This is a genomic window from Methylobacterium sp. DB0501, assembly GCF_011043735.1.
Taxonomy (GTDB): Bacteria; Pseudomonadota; Alphaproteobacteria; order Rhizobiales; family Beijerinckiaceae; genus Methylobacterium; species Methylobacterium alsaeris.
Genome location: NZ_JAAKGV010000021.1, coordinates 53,099 through 69,317, shown reverse-complemented (window position 1 = coordinate 69,317; position 16,219 = coordinate 53,099). Strand labels below are relative to the sequence as shown.

13 protein-coding genes are annotated in these 16,219 nt (G+C 72.7%); 7 read left to right on the top strand and 6 right to left on the bottom strand.

Translation table 11 applies throughout. The features are described 5' to 3' along the window. Positions 1-7: 7 nt before the first annotated feature. Entirely contained in the window at positions 8-1,147 is a 1,140-nt protein-coding gene (locus tag G4G93_RS26825) for a DSD1 family PLP-dependent enzyme (RefSeq protein WP_246737029.1), read from the bottom strand. Positions 1,148-1,252: 105 nt separating this feature from the next. On the opposite strand from G4G93_RS26825, the gene G4G93_RS26820 reads away from it, so the two are divergent. From G4G93_RS26820 to G4G93_RS26810, 3 genes are all read left to right on the top strand, one after another. After that, positions 1,253-2,263, top strand: a complete 1,011-nt coding sequence (locus G4G93_RS26820) for a LysR family transcriptional regulator (RefSeq protein WP_165088816.1) — start codon at positions 1,253-1,255, stop codon at positions 2,261-2,263. A gap of 9 nt (positions 2,264-2,272) precedes the next feature. Then, the gene (locus G4G93_RS26815; RefSeq protein WP_165088813.1) at positions 2,273-4,459 is read left to right on the top strand and encodes a protein-disulfide reductase DsbD family protein; all 2,187 of its coding nucleotides are present in this window, start codon (positions 2,273-2,275) and stop codon (positions 4,457-4,459) included. A 253-nt stretch (positions 4,460-4,712) separates the two neighbouring features. Then, positions 4,713-5,903, top strand: coding sequence for an MFS transporter (locus G4G93_RS26810; RefSeq protein ID WP_165088810.1), 1,191 nt, complete (start codon positions 4,713-4,715; stop codon positions 5,901-5,903). 30 nt (positions 5,904-5,933) lie between these two features. Here the strand turns inward: G4G93_RS26810 and G4G93_RS26805 are convergent, their stop codons facing one another. From G4G93_RS26805 to G4G93_RS26790, 4 genes are all read right to left on the bottom strand, one after another. After that, positions 5,934-6,635, bottom strand: a complete 702-nt coding sequence (locus tag G4G93_RS26805; protein ID WP_165088807.1) for a hypothetical protein — start codon at positions 6,633-6,635, stop codon at positions 5,934-5,936. Positions 6,636-7,267: 632 nt separating this feature from the next. Then, positions 7,268-7,441: a hypothetical protein gene (locus tag G4G93_RS26800; protein WP_165088804.1), complete on the bottom strand. Its 174-nt coding sequence runs from the start codon at positions 7,439-7,441 to the stop codon at positions 7,268-7,270. Between the two features lie 75 nt (positions 7,442-7,516). Then, the gene (locus G4G93_RS26795) at positions 7,517-8,509 is read right to left on the bottom strand and encodes an MBL fold metallo-hydrolase (RefSeq protein WP_206290043.1); all 993 of its coding nucleotides are present in this window, start codon (positions 8,507-8,509) and stop codon (positions 7,517-7,519) included. Between the two features lie 356 nt (positions 8,510-8,865). Beyond that, positions 8,866-9,750, bottom strand: coding sequence for a LysR substrate-binding domain-containing protein (locus G4G93_RS26790; protein ID WP_165088802.1), 885 nt, complete (start codon positions 9,748-9,750; stop codon positions 8,866-8,868). 309 nt (positions 9,751-10,059) lie between these two features. Between G4G93_RS26790 and G4G93_RS26785 the strand changes: the two genes are divergently transcribed. The 4 genes from G4G93_RS26785 to pcaB all read left to right on the top strand — a co-directional run bounded on the left by G4G93_RS26785 (position 10,060) and on the right by pcaB (position 15,155). Beyond that, positions 10,060-11,391 (top strand): MFS family transporter, encoded by a 1,332-nt coding sequence (locus G4G93_RS26785; protein WP_165088800.1) that lies wholly within the window; start codon positions 10,060-10,062, stop codon positions 11,389-11,391. 44 nt (positions 11,392-11,435) lie between these two features. Then, positions 11,436-12,653 (top strand): CaiB/BaiF CoA-transferase family protein, encoded by a 1,218-nt coding sequence (locus G4G93_RS26780; RefSeq protein WP_165088798.1) that lies wholly within the window; start codon positions 11,436-11,438, stop codon positions 12,651-12,653. Positions 12,654-12,700: 47 nt separating this feature from the next. Continuing rightward, a complete protein-coding gene (locus G4G93_RS26775) occupies positions 12,701-13,549 on the top strand; it encodes a MaoC family dehydratase N-terminal domain-containing protein (RefSeq protein WP_165088796.1) in 849 nt (282 codons plus the stop codon). Positions 13,550-13,817: 268 nt separating this feature from the next. After that, entirely contained in the window at positions 13,818-15,155 is a 1,338-nt protein-coding gene (gene pcaB / locus G4G93_RS26770) for a 3-carboxy-cis,cis-muconate cycloisomerase (protein ID WP_165088794.1), read from the top strand. A gap of 27 nt (positions 15,156-15,182) precedes the next feature. Here the strand turns inward: pcaB and G4G93_RS26765 are convergent, their stop codons facing one another. Further along, positions 15,183-16,079 carry a CoA ester lyase gene (locus G4G93_RS26765; RefSeq protein WP_165088792.1) on the bottom strand — a complete coding sequence of 299 codons (897 nt, stop codon included), beginning with the start codon at positions 16,077-16,079 and terminating at the stop codon, positions 15,183-15,185. Positions 16,080-16,219 lie beyond the last annotated feature (140 nt).

The window sequence follows — 16,219 nt, the reverse complement described above, 5'->3', positions numbered from 1 at the left end:
GTCGCCACTACCAGCCGTTGATGCGCGGCCATTCGGCCGTCACGCGGTTCTCGCCATCGAGGACGTGGTAGCGGTCGTATTGCGCGCCGGTGGCGCAGGCGTGGTTCGGCAGGATGCGGATCTGCGCGCCGATGGCCAGATCCGGCAGGGCCGCGCCCGAGCCCTTCCGCAGGGCCACGATGCCGTGCTCCTGGTTGGCGTCCGCCACGATGAGGTCGGGATAGGGCCGGCCGGCCGTGTCGCAGACGATGCCGTAGCCCTGGTCGACCGCCTGCCGGGCGGTGCCGCGGTCGCGCGACATCGCCATCCAGCCGGCATCGACGATGATCCAGCCCTTCGCCCGCTGGTGGCCGATCACGGTGGCGAGCACCGACACGGCGATGTCCTCGACCGCGACCGAGCCGACGCCGGCCTGGAACAGGTCGCCGAGCATGTAGACGCCGGCCCGGACCTCGGTGACGCCGGTGAGGTCGCGGGCGAACCGCGCGGTCGGGGTGGAGCCGACGCTGACCACCGGGCAGGGCAGGCCCGCCGCACGAAGCGCATCGGCCGCCGTCACCGCGGCGACCCGCTCGTTCTCCGCCGCCGCCGCCAGGGCCTCGGGATCGCGCAGGGAATAGCTGTCGCCGGCATGCAGCATCACGCCGCGCAACTCGGCCCCGCCCGCCACGAGCGCGCGGCCGATCGCCACCAGGGTGTCGCCGTCATGGGGCGCGACGCCGGAGCGGTGGCCGTCCGCATCGACCTCGATCAGGACCGGAATCGCGTCGCCGCTCGTGCGGGCGTGGGACGCCACGGCCTCGGCCTGCTCCAGGCTGTCGAGGATGATCGCGAGGTCGGTGCCGCCGGCCCGGATCGCCACCACCCGGGGCAGCTTCGCCGGCGCGATGCCGACGCCGTAGATCATGTCGCGCACGCCGCCCGCGGCGAAATGCTCGGCTTCCAGCAGGGTCGAGACGATGGCCGGCCCTTGCGGCGATTCCATCGCGATGCGGCCGACCTCGCGGGACTTCGCGGTCTTGAGGTGGGGGCGCAACCGGACCCCGAGGCCGGCGAGATGGGTGCGCATCCGCTCGGCATTGGCGCGCAGGCGCGCCTCGTCGAGGAGCAGGCAGGGGGTCGGCAGGGTGTCCAGCGGCTCGGCCATGATCGCGTTCATCCTCCCGGCGCGACGAGTGAGGCCGCCAGGAAGCACGGGACGGCCCGGTCGCGCCATTAACGCCGCCTGCCTGCTGCGTTAAGGTCGCGCTTAATGCTCGGACCCGACGACCTCCGCTTCTTCCTCGCCATCGCCGAGGCGCCGTCCCTCGCCGCGGCGTCCCGTGCCCTCGACGTGTCGCCCCCGGCGGTGACCCAACGCCTGCGCGCCCTCGAGGCGCGGCTCGGCGTGCACCTCGTCGACCGGACCGGGCGTCACCTCGCGCTCACCGACGAGGGCGAGCTGATCGCCGAGCGCGGCCGGGCGATCCTCGCCTCCCTCGGCGACCTCGACGAGGCGCTCGCCGCCCGGCGCGGGCAGGTGGTCGGGCACCTGCGGATCGTCGCGCCGCTCGGATTCGGGCGGGCCTACGTCGCGCCCGTCGCGGCGGCGTTCCAGGCGGCGCATCCGGAGGTCGCCATCGACCTGATGCTGTCCGACCGCCTCGGCGGCGTACCGGAGGGGACCTTCGACCTCGCGGTCCATGTCGGGGCGATCGCCCAGGCGGCCCCCGGCCTGATCGCCCGGCGCCTCGCCCCGAACGAACGGGTGATCTGCGCCGCGCCCACCTATCTGGCGGATCGCGGCAGCCCGAAAAGCCCGGGCGACCTGCGGGCGCATGCCTGCATCGCCCTGCGGGAGAACGACGAGGACGTGACCCTGTGGCGGTTCCGGCGACGGGACCCCGGACTGCAGGGCCCCGGACTGAGCACGACCGAGGAGCGGGTGCGCATCGAGCCGCGCCTGTCGAGCAATGACGGCGAGGTGGTGCGCGGCTGGGCGCTCGCCGGGCGCGGCATCATCCTGCGCTCGGAATGGGACGTCGCCGGCGACCTGCGGGCCGGGCACTTGGTCCGGCTCCTGCCCGGCCACGTCCTGCCGGAGGCACCCGTGATGGCGCTCCTCGGCGCCCGGCGCCACGCCCGCGCCGCCCGCACCCGGCGCTTCCTCGACGCGCTCGCGAGCGCCCTCGACCCGCCGCCCTGGCGCGATCCCGCCGGCGGAAAGGCCGCTTCACGCGAACGCGATCCGTCCGGCCTCGCCAGCGCCGCAGAGTCCGGGTAACCCGAAAGCATGCCGTCTCGCCGCCTCGCCCTTCTGCTCGTCCTTCTCGCTTCCTGGAGCCTGAGCCCCTGGCTCGCGCCCGCCGAGGCGCAGGTGCCGCGGCCGTCGAAATACGCCGACCTCGTCCGGGCCGAGCTGGTCACCGAGGAGAGCGCCGTCGCGCCGGGCGCGACGCTCACCGCCGGCATCCGGCTCACGATGAAGCCGGGCTGGCACGTCTACTGGCGCAACCCGGGCGATTCCGGCCTGCCGCCGGAGATCGCCTGGACGCTGCCGGCGGGTTTTTCCGCCGGCGCGGTCGCGTGGCCGGCGCCGGAGCGGATCCCGGTCGCCGAGCTGATGAATTTCGGCTACGAGGGCGAGGTGCTGCTGACGGTGCCGATCACCGTGCCCGACACGCTCGGCTCCGGCCCCGTCCCTCTCAAGGCCAAGGTCTCCTACCTCGTCTGCGAGCGCGAATGCGTCCCGGGCGAGGCGACGCTCTCGGCGAGCCTGCCGGTCGCACCCGCCGGCACCAGCCCGCGGCCCGATCCCCGCGCCGCCGCCTTGTTCGCGCAGGGACGCGAGCGCCTGCCGGTGCCGGCCCCCTGGCCGGTCCGGATGCGGCAGGACGGCGGAACGCCGGTGCTCGACATCGACGCGCCGGGGCTGAAGGCCCGCGAGGTCGCGTTCTTCCCCTATTCCGAGACCGCCCTGGAGCACGCTGCCGCGCAAGCAGCGACGAGCGACGCGGCCGGCCTGCACCTGCGGCTGCAGCGCAGCAGCCAGTCCGCCGCCGACGCCCCGGCGCCCCGGGCCGACGGCGTCCTGACCCTCACGGAGGAGACCGCATCCGGCCCGGTCCGCCGCGCCTACGCGCTGGGCGACGCGGCGCCCGCGCCGGCCGCCGCCGCCCAGGCCGCTGCCCCGGCTCCCACCCCGGTCGCGCCCGCCGCCGCGCCGCCGGAGGCCGGAGGCCTGTGGCAGGCGGCGTTGCTCGCCTTCCTGGGCGGGCTCCTGCTGAACCTGATGCCCTGCGTCTTCCCGGTCCTGTCGATCAAGGTGCTGAGCCTGGTGCGCCATTCCGGCGAGAGCCCGAGCCGCATGCGGCTCCACGGGCTCGCCTACGCGGTGGGCGTGCTGGCGACGTTCCTGAGCCTCGCGAGCCTCCTGATCGCGCTCCGGGCCGGGGGCGCGCAGATCGGCTGGGGCTTTCAGCTGCAATCGCCCCTGGTGGTGGCGGGCCTCGCCTACGGGCTGTTCGCCATGGGCCTCAGCCTGTCGGGGGTGTGGCATCTCGGCGGCCGGGCAGCCGCCCTCGGCGACGGGCTGACCCGGCGGGCCGGGCTCGAAGGCTCGTTCTTCACCGGCGTGCTCGCGACCGTGGTCGCCACGCCCTGCACCGCGCCGTTCATGGGGGCGGCGGTCGGCTACGGGCTGACGCAGGGGGCGTTGGTGGCGCTCGCGGTCTTCGCGGCGCTCGGCCTCGGCCTCGCCCTGCCCTTCGCCCTGCTGGCGGCCTGGCCGGCCGGCTTGCGCCGGCTGCCGCGGCCCGGTGCCTGGATGGAGACCCTGAAGGGGATCCTCGCCTTCCCGCTCTACCTCACGGTGGCATGGCTGGTCTGGGTGCTGAGCCAGCAGGTCGGGCCGACCGGGCTGATGGCCGCGCTCACCGGCCTGGTGCTGGTGGCGTTCTGCGCCTGGACCCTCGAGCGCGGACGGATGGCCGGCCCCCTCGCCCGGCGGGCCGGGCAGGTCGCGGCGCTCGTCGCGATCCTCGGCCTCGCCGGGCTCCTGGCGGTACTCGACCGGGACCGCGCCGGCCCGGTCGCTTTGGCCTCGGCGGACGGGGTCGAGCCGTTCAGCCAGGGTCGGCTCGACGTGCTGCTCGCCGAGCGGCGCCCGGTCTTCGTCAACATGACGGCGGCCTGGTGCATCACCTGCCAGGTGAACGACCGCGCCACCCTGCGGTCCGCCGGGGTGCGCGAGGCCTTCAAGGCGCACGACGTCGCCCAGCTTACCGGCGACTGGACCAACCAGAATCCCGAGATCACCCGGGTGCTGGAAGCCCACGGTCGCTCTGGCGTGCCGCTCTACCTGCTCTATGACGGCCGCGGCGGCGTCGCAGTGCTGCCGCAGATCCTGACCGAGGGCATCGTCCGCGACGCCCTGGCGGCCCTGCCGGCGGGGACCGGGCCGCGGGCGGCACTGCGGTAAGAACCGGCTCGATCGCGCGACGCCGCTGACCCCCGCAATGGCGGAGCATGGGTCGGTCGGCCAAGCTTGTCGAGCCGCTGCAGGCCAGCGAAGCCGCCGCAGGCCAGCGAAGCCGCCGCAGGCCAGCGAAGCCGCCGCAGGCCAGCGAAGCCGCCGCAGGCCAGCGAAGCCGCCGCAGGCCAGCCATGCGGTACCGGGGCTGAACCCGCGTCCCCCTCCCGTCTTATGCTGCGATGCAGCAGAAGGGTCGGCGATGCAGCATACTCTCGATCACAGCGCCGGCGCCGCCGCGACCGGGCGGTCCGCCTCGCTGGCGCTCCTCGCCCTGGCGGCGGCCTCATTCGGGATCGGCACCACCGAGTTCGTCATCATGGGGCTCCTGCCCGAGATGGCGACCGATCTCGGCGTCAGCATCCCGACCGCCGGCCTGCTGGTCTCCGGCTACGCGCTCAGCGTGACCTTCGGCTCGCCGGTCGTGGCGGTGCTGCTGTCGCGCCTCGACCGGCGCAGGGCGCTCCTGGTGCTGGTCGGCCTGTTCATCCTGGGCAACGCCCTCTGCGCGCTCAGCCCCGATTACCGCCTGCTGATGCTCGCCCGCATCGTCACGGCCCTGTGCCACGGCGCTTTCTTCGGCCTCGGCTCGGTGGTGGCGGCGGATCTGGTGCCGCCGCACCGCAAGGCGAGCGCCATCGCGATCATGTTCACCGGGCTCACCCTCGCCAACGTGCTGGGCGTGCCGTTCGGCACCGCGCTCGGCCACGCTCTCGGCTGGCGGGCGACGTTCTGGGCCGTGGTCGGGATCGGCTTCGTGGCGGCGGCCGCCCTCGTCGCCTGGCTGCCGCGGCATCTCGCCTCCGAGTCCGGTAGCCTTCTGTCGGAGATGCGGGTGCTGCGCCGGCCGCAGGTGGTGCTCGCCATGCTGCTCAGCGTGCTGGCCTCCGCCAGCCTGTTCAGCGTCTTCACCTACGTGGCGCCGCTGCTCGCGGCGACCGCCGGTGCGACGCCGTCGGCGATCACCGGCGTGCTGCTGCTGTTCGGCGTCGGGCTGACCGTGGGCAACGTGCTCGGCGGCCGCCTCGGCGACTGGCGGCTGATGCCCTCGGTGATCGGGCTCGGCCTCGCCCTCGCGGCGGTGCTGCTGGCCCTTGTGCCGGCGAGCGCCGCCCTGATGCCCGCCACCGCGCTGATCGGCCTGTGGGGCATCCTCGCCTTCGCCCTGGTGGCCCCGTTGCAGATGCGGGTGCTCACCGCGGCCGACGGCGCCCGCAACCTCGCCTCGACGGTGAACCAGGGTGCCTTCAACCTCGGCAACGCGCTCGGCGCCTGGCTCGGTGGCGTCGCCATCACGGCGGGCGTGAGCTACGGCCACCTGCCGCTGATCGGCGCCGGGCCGGCGCTGGCCGTGGCCGTCGTCGGCGTGCTGGCGCACCGGATCGACCGCTGACGGCGGGTCCCCTTCGCGGGAGCGCCGGGATCACCGCAGCGGCAGCAGTCGCACCCGGCGCTGGTCCGGCCCCCGCGCCGGGCTCGGCACCGCCTCGGCGAGACCGAGATCCTGCAAGGCGGCGAGCGCGGCCACGATCTTGACATGGCTGAGCGTGGTGAGGTCCGACGCGGCATCGACGTCGAGGGACGCGACGCCGTCGGGATCGCTGCCCTGTGCGCTCAGCAGCAGGTAGGTCTTCAGCGCCGCCAGGTTCGGCGCCTTGCGGCAGGTCAGGCCGTGCAGGGCCGCGATCCGGGAGCCCGCCTGGGAGGCGTGCAGGACGCGCGCGCCGGCGGCGGCCGGGTACAGGCCGGTCAGCCGGTAGACGATCGTCCCGCCCGGCCGCGCGCCGTCCGTGGTGACGAGGCCCTGGTCGAGGAGCGCCTTCTTGCCGGCGCAGATCAGCGGGTCCGACAGGCCGGACAAGGCGGCGATCCGCTCGTAGGACAGGACGATCGGGGCCGGTTCGGCGGGATTCGAGGTCGCGCCCTGGCTGACCACCAGGGTGAGATAGAGCTTGAGCGCCGCGATCGAGCGGCCGACATGGCCGGCATCGGCCCGGAAGGCGCGCAGGCCCCCGTCATGGATCCAGTCCGCCGGCAGGCGCGACGTCCGGCCCTCCGGCGCCCGCGCCGCCGCCTCGGGCGGCACCGTCGCGGGGCGGGACGGCCGGGCTTGGTTCGGGTGCAACGGCTCCGGATGCATCTGCGGCCCTTTGCGTCCTGGCGATTCTCCCCGCCGGGACGGGCCGTCGGCACGCCTCCGCGCGAGAGCGCCGTCATAGGCGGTACGATGCCGCTTTGCGCGTATCAATATGCCGTCGCATGCCAATGAGACGTGCGACCTTCCGTCGAGACCGGGCAGCGAACCCCGATCGACGATACCGATGGGGCGGGCGGAACGCGGCCGCGCCAGCCGCGGAAGATGCAGCACGGCGTCCGATGGATCGTTGATGGCTGTCCGTTTGCGGGGCGGCGCTTCGGCCCCGCGGTGCGGCCGACAGGGCGTTGTCCGACGAAGGCGTACCGGCTCGTCGCGGACGATGCGAACGGTCTCGGGCGCCGTCCGACTGCCGCGCCGCAGCACATGGCAGGGCGCGAGGCGTGCATCGGCCAGATTTCAGGTAGAGCTTTCCCCATCCGCGACCTCAGGATGAGGTCGCGGATGGGGATCGGCACTGTTGCGGAACCCTGAAACCGCCGGCCTTCTCGGGAGCGAGAATCCCACGCTCGACTGGTGGCGGAGCGGGCGGCCAGCGCGCCGTCCGGCCCGCAAGCGGCTGCGTCGCGCCGGCGGGGCACGCGCATGCCGGCGCGCCCCGGTCAGGCCGGCGCGTTTTCGTTCGGGTCGAACGGCTTGCCGCTCTCGTCGGCGGGCGATTGCGCGTCGGGATCGAGGCGGCCGTCAATGATGCGGTCTCCGGTCCGCGGCTCCGGGGCGTCGCCGCCGGGCCGCGTCGTCTCGCCGTCCGTCTTCTTGGGTGTCTCGTCGGGCATCGGTGCCTCCCTGCTTGTTCGAGGGAGGTCACATAGGGGCCGCGCCGGGCGGGGCCACGGACGAGGCGGCGCCGGTCAGAGCTCCATCAGGTCGCGGCCGACGACGATCTCGCCCTTGAAGTGCGGCCGCACCGCGTCGAGCCAGACCTCGTCCTTGATGAACGGGTAGCCGCCCGGCACGAAATGCGACAGCACCAGCGTCTTGACGCCGGCCTCGGTCGCGACGCGCCCGACCTCCTCGGTGGTCGTGTGGCTGGCGATCAGGTGCTCGCGCAGGGTCTTGGCGTTGGGCTCGGTGGCGATCAGCTTCTCGAGTTCGGGCAGGTACATCACCTCGTGGACGAGCACGTCGGCGCCCTTGGCGAGCGCGATCAGGTTCGGCGAGAACCGGGTGTCGCCCGAGATCACGATCGACCGGTCCGGGCAATCGAAGCGGTAGGCGAAGGCCGGCTCGACCGGCGGATGCTGCACCAGGGCGGCGGTCACGGTGACGCGCTCGTCGCGCATCACGGGGCCGGGCCCGGTGATCTCGTGCGGCACGATCAGGTCGGCCAGCGGCGGCCGGCCCTCGTCCGCCATGCGGGTCTTGATGTCGGAATCGTTGAGATCGAGGAACTGGCGCGTCATGCGGGCGAGCGGCGGCGGTCCGTAGGTGTCCACCCGGTGGGCGAGGTCGGTCGCCCAGGCGAGCAGGAGCACGTTGCCGTAATCGGCGTTGTGGTCCGAATGCTGGTGGGTGAGGAACACCGAGTCGAGCGATCCGAGCTTCAGCTTCGCCAGCACCAACTGCCGGCCGGTGCCGTTCCCGGCATCGACCAGATAGGTGTGCCCGTCGACCACGATGGCCTGGGCGGGCGCGGCCCGGTTCGGCTTCGGCGTCGGGCCGCCGGCGGTGCCGAGCAGGATCAGCCGCGAGCGGCGCGGGGCGGGGGCCGGTGCCTGCGCGGCGGCGCCGGTGACCGAGAGGGCGGCGGTCAGGGCCGCCGCGCCGCCGAGGAGCCGCCGTCGTGTCGGGTGAAAGTCGGTATCCGGCATCGTCCCTGTCCAGCGCGCCGTAGCGTCAGCCATCCCGCGCTCCGCTCCCGCGCGTCGAGCGAGCACGTTGCCTGCATCGCCTCCCGGGAGGCCTTCGGCAAGGCCCGAGCCGATGTCGCAACGGCGGTTGCCGGGGTTGCGACAAAAATCGGCGACGAAACAAGAGTCTAGGCGGACGAAGCGTTGGCCTGCCACCGCAGGTCTGCCGAGCGAGGCCCGGTCGCCCTCCGCGGCGCGGGCGCGCCTCGGGGCGGGGGGGCGCCTCCCCTCGCCGCCCGATCGCGCACCATGTCGAGGCGGTTTCGCGGCCCGCCCACCGTCATCCGGCTCGGCGGCAGGCCGGCGGCCCCGACCTGCCGGCCTGCGCCTCCGTCCCGCAAGGACGTCATTCACGTCTCACGAAGATGCGCGACCAGGCGCCCTGCATGCGTAGGAAGCTCCGCGAGGCAGCGCACGCAGATGCTCAGGCGCCGCAGCGCCCAGGCATCCTCGAGCGGGATGATCCGGATCGCCATGATCCGCCGCAGGCGCTTCGCCGCGGAGGCCGGCACGACGGCAATGCCGGCCCGGCTCTCGACCATGCGGCAGATCCCGTCGAAGCTGCGGAGCTGGACGCGCAGGCGCAGGCGCCGCCCGAGCCGGGCGGCGTGGGCGGCCAGGAAATCCTGCAGGGCCGCGCCGTCCGACAGGCCGATGAAGTCGTAATCCAGCGTCTCGGCGAAGGCGAGGCGCCGCCGCCCGGCCAGCGGGTGGTCGCGCGGGACGACGACCACCAGCGTGTCCTCCCGGAACGGGAAGGTCTCCAGGGCGGCGACGTCCACCGAGCCCGCGACGATGCCGATATCGGCGATGCCCTCGGCGACGCTGCGCACGATGTCGGCGCTCATGTGCTCCTGGATGTCGATGTTGACGCCCGGATTGTCCATCAGGAACGAGCTCAGGGCTGCCGGCAGGAATTCCGCCAGGGCGTTGGTGTTCGAGAACAGCCGCAGGTGACCCTTCAGGCCGTGGGCGAACTCGTCGAGTTCGCTGTGCATGCGGCCGAGCTGCTGCAGGACGATGCGGCTGTGCTGGAGCAGCGCGCGCCCGGCCGGCGTGATGGCGACCCCGAGGCGTTCCCGGTGGAGGAGCGCGACGCCCGCCACCTCCTCCATGCCGCGGATGCGCGCGCTCGCCGCCCCCAGCGCCATGTTGGCCATCGCGGCGCCGTGCGTGATGCTGCCGGCCTCGGCGACGCAGACGAAGAGCCTCAGGTCGGTGACGTCGAACCGCATGCCGGCCCCCTGATCCGGAGCCTTCCGGAAACCTGAAGGCTGCCCGCGAAAAATGCGCATGGTCTGCGCAGGCATGTCCAGCTTTAACCCTGTCGCACGCACCGGAATGCCTCCGGACCGCCGGTTCCGAGGCCCGATCCAGGCCGATCCGCCGGCCCGCCGCCGCGCAGCGCCGGGACGAGGGTTCAGGGATGGCGAAGGCCACGGGCCTCTCTGCCGGTCCGGGACGGGCTCGCGCGGCGCCGGCCGCGTGCAGCGCCAAGAACAAGAAGAACAGCCGATCAACTTGACTTCAGGGAGGTCATCGAGATGTCGAGCACCGCGATTCCATACGACACCACGCTCTCACCCACCAAACCGACCGGCGGACGCGTCCGCGCCGTCGCCGGCGCCTGTGCCGGCAACCTCGTCGAGTGGTACGATTTCTTCGTCTACGCCTACACGGCGATCTACTTCTCGTCGTCGTTCTTCCCGGCCGGCGACCCGGCGAGCCAGCTTCTCGCCTCGGCGGGCGTGCTCGCGGTGGGCTACTTCATGCGCCCGCTCGGCGGCTGGCTGTTCGGCTGGATCGCCGATACCCGCGGCCGCAAGGTCTCGATGATCCTGTCGGTGTTCATGATGTGCGCCGGCTCGCTGATGATCGCCGCGCTTCCGACCTACGAGACGATCGGGTTCGCAGCCCCGGTGCTGCTGCTGGTCGCCCGCCTGGTGCAGGGGCTGTCGATCGGCGGCGAGTACGGCGCCGGCGCCACGTATCTCAGCGAGATCGCCACCAAGGGCCGGCGCGGGTTCTTCTCGTCGTTCCAGTACGCCACCCTCATCGCCGGGCAGCTGGTGGCGCTCATGGTGCTGCTCGTCCTGCAATCGCTCCTGCCGGTGGCCGAGCTGAAGGCCTGGGGCTGGCGCGTCCCGTTCCTGATCGGCGCGCTGCTCGCCATCGTGGTCGTGGTCCTGCGCCGCACGATGCAGGAGACCGCCTCCGAGGAGGCGATGCACCGCAAGGAAGCCGGCTCGCTCGCCGGGCTGTGGCAGCACAAGCGGGCCGTCGCCCTGGTGGTGGCGTTCACGATGGGCGGTTCACTCTACTTCTACGTCTTCACCTCGTACATGCAGAAGCTGCTGATCAACACCGCCAGGCTCGACGCCACCACGACCAGCGTCATCATGACGGCGGCGCTCGCGCTCTTCATGCTGCTGCAACCGCTCTTCGGGATGCTGGCGGACCGGGTCGGCATCAAGACCAACATGCTGCTGTTCACGGGGCTGGCCACCCTGGCGGTGGTGCCGCTGCTGTCGACCCTCGCGACCGTCTCGAATCCGGTCGTCGCCTTCGCCCTGGTGATGACCGCCCTCGTCATCGCGGCCTTCTACACGCCGATCGCCGGCATCGTGAAAGCCGACCTGTTTCCGCCGGAGGTCCGCTGCCTCGGCGTCGGCTTCCCCTACGCCGTCGCCAACGCGCTGTTCGGCGGCACGGCGGAGTTCATCGCCCTGTCGTTCAAGCAGGCCGGGTCCGAGAGCCACTTCTCCTACTACGTCGCCGCCGTGGTCTCGGTCTCGTTCCTCGGCGCCGTGCTGATGCCGGACCTGCGGACCCGCGGCTACCTCGACGGGACCGGCGCGATCGAGCGCGCCCGCTGACCGCCTCGTCGCATCCCGTCCCCCTCCCCGGAGCCTCGCGCACCATGAACGCTCACGTCTCGTCCCAGACCCTCGCCGACGCCGTCCGCCCCCTCGACGGAATCACGGTCGTCTCGCTCGAACACGCCATCGCGGCGCCGTTCTGCACCCGCCAGCTCGCCGATCTCGGCGCCCGGGTCATCAAGGTCGAGCGGCCCGGGGTGGGCGACTTCGCCCGCGCCTACGACGACCGAGTCGACGGCCTCGCCTCGCACTTCGTCTGGTGCAACCGCTCGAAGGAGAGCCTGGCCCTCGACCTCAAGCACCCGGACGCCAAGGCCATCCTGCGCGACCTCGTGGCGAAGGCGGACGTCCTGGTCCAGAACCTCGCGCCGGGCGCGGCCGCCCGTCTCGGGTTGTCGGAAGAGGCGCTGCGGCCGGAGAACCCGCGCCTGATCGTCTGCGACATCTCCGGCTACGGGCCGGACGGGCCGTACCGCGACCGCAAGGCCTACGACCTGCTGATCCAGAGCGAGGCCGGCTTCCTGTCGGTCACCGGCACGCCGGAGGAGCAGGTCAAGGCGGGCCTCTCCATCGCCGACATCGCGGCGGGCATGTACGCCTATACGGGCATCCTCTCGGCCCTCCTCAAGCGCGGGCGCACCGGCCGGGGCAGCCACGTCGAGGTCTCGATGCTGGAGGCCCTCGGCGAGTGGATGGGCTTCCCGCTCTACTACACCCACCAGGGCCAGGAGCCGCCGCGGCGCACGGGAGCGAGCCACGCCACGATCTTCCCCTACGGCCCGTTCCCGAGCGGCGACGGCCGGACGGTGATGCTCGGCCTGCAGAACGAGCGCGAATGGGCGATCTTCTGCGACGCCGTGCTGGGCCAGCCCGACCTCGCCCGCGACCCGCTTTTCGTCTCGAACGTCCTGCGGGTGCAGAACCGCGCGGCCCTGACCGACGCCATCGTGGCGGCCTTCGCCGACAGCACCGCCGAGGCGATCACCGCCCGCCTGGAGGCCGCCGGCATCGCCAACGCGCAGGTGCGCACCATGGCGGAGGTCCGGGCCCATCCCCAACTCGCCGCCCGCGGGCGCTGGCGCGAGGTCGCGACGCCGAACGGCCGGGTGGACATGCTGCTGCCGCCCGCGATGCCGAAGGGATCCGAGCCGCGGATGGACCCGGTCCCGGCGCTCGGCGCCCACAGCGCCGCCATCCTGGCCGAGCTCGGCCTCGACGAGGCCCGCATCGCCGCCCTGCGCGACGCCAAGGCGATCTGAGCCGCCCCGGCACCGCCCCACCCTTCGAACCGACCGAGATGACGGTGATGACCACCCTCGACATCGATCACCTGCGCGGCTGGATCGGCCGCAGCCGCGAGGTCCGCGACCTCGTCACGCCCCGCCTCGTCGACGAGTTCCGGGCGACCTTCACGGGGGCGCTCGCCCCCGTCGGCGAGGGCGAGGCGCCGCTGGCGCTCCATTGGTGCCTCGCTCCCGAAACCCCCGCCGCCGACGCCCTCGGGTCCGACGGCCATGCGGCGAAGGGCGGGTTCCTGCCGCCGGTGCCGCTGCCGCGGCGGATGTGGGCCGGCGGCGAGATCGAGATCGTGAGCCCCTTGCGGCTCGGCGACGAGGTCGTGCGGCGCGAGACGGTCGCCGACGTCGCCGTCAAGGAGGGCCGCACCGGTGCGCTCTGCTTCGTCACCGTGCGGCACGAGTACGAGACGCCGCGCGGGATCGCGATCCGCGAGCGCCAGGACATCGTCTATCGCGAAGCCGCCAAGCCCGGCGAGAACGCCGCCGGCCGTGCCGGCGCGCCGCCGGATTTCACGCCCGAGCGCGTGCGCGAGGTCGCCGCCACGACGACCCTGCTGTTCCGCTACTCGGCGATGACCTTCAACGGTCACCGCTTCCACTACGACTTCCCCTACGCGACCGAGGTCGAGGGCTATCCGGGCCTCGTCGTGCACGGGCCGATCCAGGCGAGCCTGCTCCTGAACCTCGCCGCCGAGAGCCTCGGCCGGGCGCCCCGGACCTTCCGGTACCGCGGCGTCTCGCCGATGATCGCCGGCCAGACCTTCCGGGTCGCCGGCCGGAGCGAGGGCGCGGCCTTCACCGGCGCCACGGTGGATGCCGCCGGGGGCACCTGCATGCAGGCGGCGGCCGGGGCCTGACCCTCGCCCGGCCGCGACGGCCGACCGGGCTTGGACGCCCGATGACGCTGTATTCGCAATCCCGCCGAGACGACGATCCAAGACGGTCCGAGCCCCGGCGCGTTCACCAGGGAGCCGCATGATGATTTTCGATCGGCGGGACATGTTCAAGCTGGGGCTCGGTGCCGTGGCGCTCGCCTCCGGATGGAGCGGCGCAGAGGCCCGTCCGATGCCCTCCCCACCCGTGCCCGGAATCCCGCCCCGGGCCCCGATTCAAGGAATGACACCCATGCCCGTCAGCGCGATCGACAGCCTGATCTTCCGCGACCTGTTCGGCTCGCCCGAGATGCGGACCATCTGGTCGGACGAGGTCCGCACCCAGAAATACCTCGACTGGGAGGCCGCGCTCGCCCGCGCCCAGGCCAAGGTCGGGGTGATCCCGCAAGCCGCCGCCGACGAGATCACCCGGGTGTGCAAGGTCGAGAACATCGACTTCGCCCGCTATGCCGAGAAGACGCTGACCATCGGCTATCCGGTGCTGGGCCTCGTGCACCAGATCGCGCATCTCTGCGCCGGCGACGCCGGCAAGTACTGCCACTGGGGCGCGACCACCCAGGACATCACCGACAGCGCCACGATCCTGCAGATCAAGGCGAGCTTCGACCTGATCGGCCAGGATCTCGACCGGGCGATCGCTGCCGCCGAGAGGCTGGCGCGCACCCACCGCTCGACCGCCATGGCGGGCCGCTCGAACCTGCAGCAGGCGGTGCCGATCACCTTCGGCTTCAAGATGGCCCGCCTCGTCGCGACGCTCAGGCGCCACCGCGCCCGGCTGGCGGAGATCCGGCCGCGGATCGAGGTGTTCGAGTTCGGCGGCGCCGCCGGCACCCTGGCGACCCTCGGCGACAAGGGCTTCGCCGTCCAGGCGGCGCTCGCCCGGGAGCTCGGCCTCGCCGAGCCCGAAATCGCCTGGCACACCGAGCGCGACCGGATCGCCGAGGCCGGCTGCTTCCTCGGCCTCCTGACCGGCACCCTGGCGAAGTTCGCCACCGACCTGAAGCTGATGATGCAGACCGAGGTCGGCGAGGCGTCGGAGCCCTACATGGCCAATCGCGGCTCGTCCTCGACCATGCCGCAGAAGCGCAACCCGATCTCCTGCTGCTACATCCACGCCTGCGCGGCCGTCGTGCGCCAGGGCGTCGCCTCGCTGCTCGACGCGATAGTCGAGGATCACGAGCGGGCGACCGGCCCTTGGGAGATCGAGTGGATCGTGCTGCCGGAGGTCTTCACGCTGGCCGGCGGCGCGCTGCGGCAGGCCGCCTTCGTGCTCGAGGGCCTGGAGGTCCATCCCGAGGCAATGAAGAAGAACCTCGACATGACCCGCGGCCTCATCGTCTCCGAAGCGGTCATGATGGGGCTCGCGCCGCGGCTCGGCCGCGACAAGGCGCACGACGTGCTCTACGCCATCATCCACGACCCCGCGATGGGTGACCGCTCCCTGACCGACATGCTTCTGGCACGCAAGGACGTCACCGACGTGATCTCGCAGTCCGAGATCCGGCGGCTGACGGATCCCGAGAACTACCTCGGTCTTTCGGAGGCAATGACGGATCGCATCCTGGCCTGATGCGAGGCCGGGGCGCGGGGTGCGCCGCTACGATTCGGAGGCGGGGAGCGCCACGCCCAGCACGGCGGCCCGTTCGAGGAGCCGGAGGGCGGCCTTGTAGGACGGCACCTCGATGCGGTGGCCGTCGAGTTCCGCCGGGGTGCGGCCCTCGGTTCGGGCCTGCTCGAACGCCGAGATCAGGCGCCGGGCCGCCGTCATCTGCGCCTCGGAGGGAGTCAGCCGGGCGTTGACGTGGGCGACCTGTGCCGGATCGACCAGCGCCTTCGCCTTGAACCCGCGGGCGACCGCGAAGTCGAGGTCGCGGTCGATGTCCTCGCGGCGGGAGAAGGTGTAGGGGCAATCGATCGCCAGGACGCCGGCCGCGACGCACTCGAACAGGAACCGCGCCCGGGCATAAGCTAGTTCCTCGGAGCCCGCGGTGCGGCCGACGCCGAGATCCGCCGCCATGTCCTCGCTCGCCATCAGCATCGCGGTCACCCGCGAACTCGCCTCGGCGAGGGCGGCGATGCGGACCAAAGCGGCCGCGGTCTCGACGTTCGGCACGATCTCGGTCGAGCCGACCGCGAGCCCGAGGTCGCGCTCGTGCCGGGTGACCGCCCGGTCGAGGGCCGCGATCTGCTCGGGACCGGCCGTCTTGGCGAGCAGGATCACCCCTGCTCCGGCCTGCATCGCGGCGGCGAGGTCCTCGTGCCCGACATGTTCGAGCGGATTGACCCGCACCGCCGGGATCACGCCCGCCTCGCGGCACAGGTCGGCTGTCGGGCGGCACAGCAGGCGGGCTTCGCGCTTGAGCTGCGGCGGCGTGAAGTCCTCGAGATCCTGGATCAGGACGTCCGGCCGGGCCTCGGCGGCCCGGCGCAGGGCGGTCTCGTCGGCTCCTGCGGCGAAGATCCAGGTTCTGCGGGCTGCGATCGGTCGCGGCATGTCGGCAAGCCTTTCCATGCAGGTCTTTCCATGACGGTGCGCTCCGGACTCGGCCGGTCGCGGAACAGGGGCCGGAATCCGGGCGGATGTCGGCTCCCGGGCACCATCGACCGAGAGACACGGGCCGATGGTATCCGAAT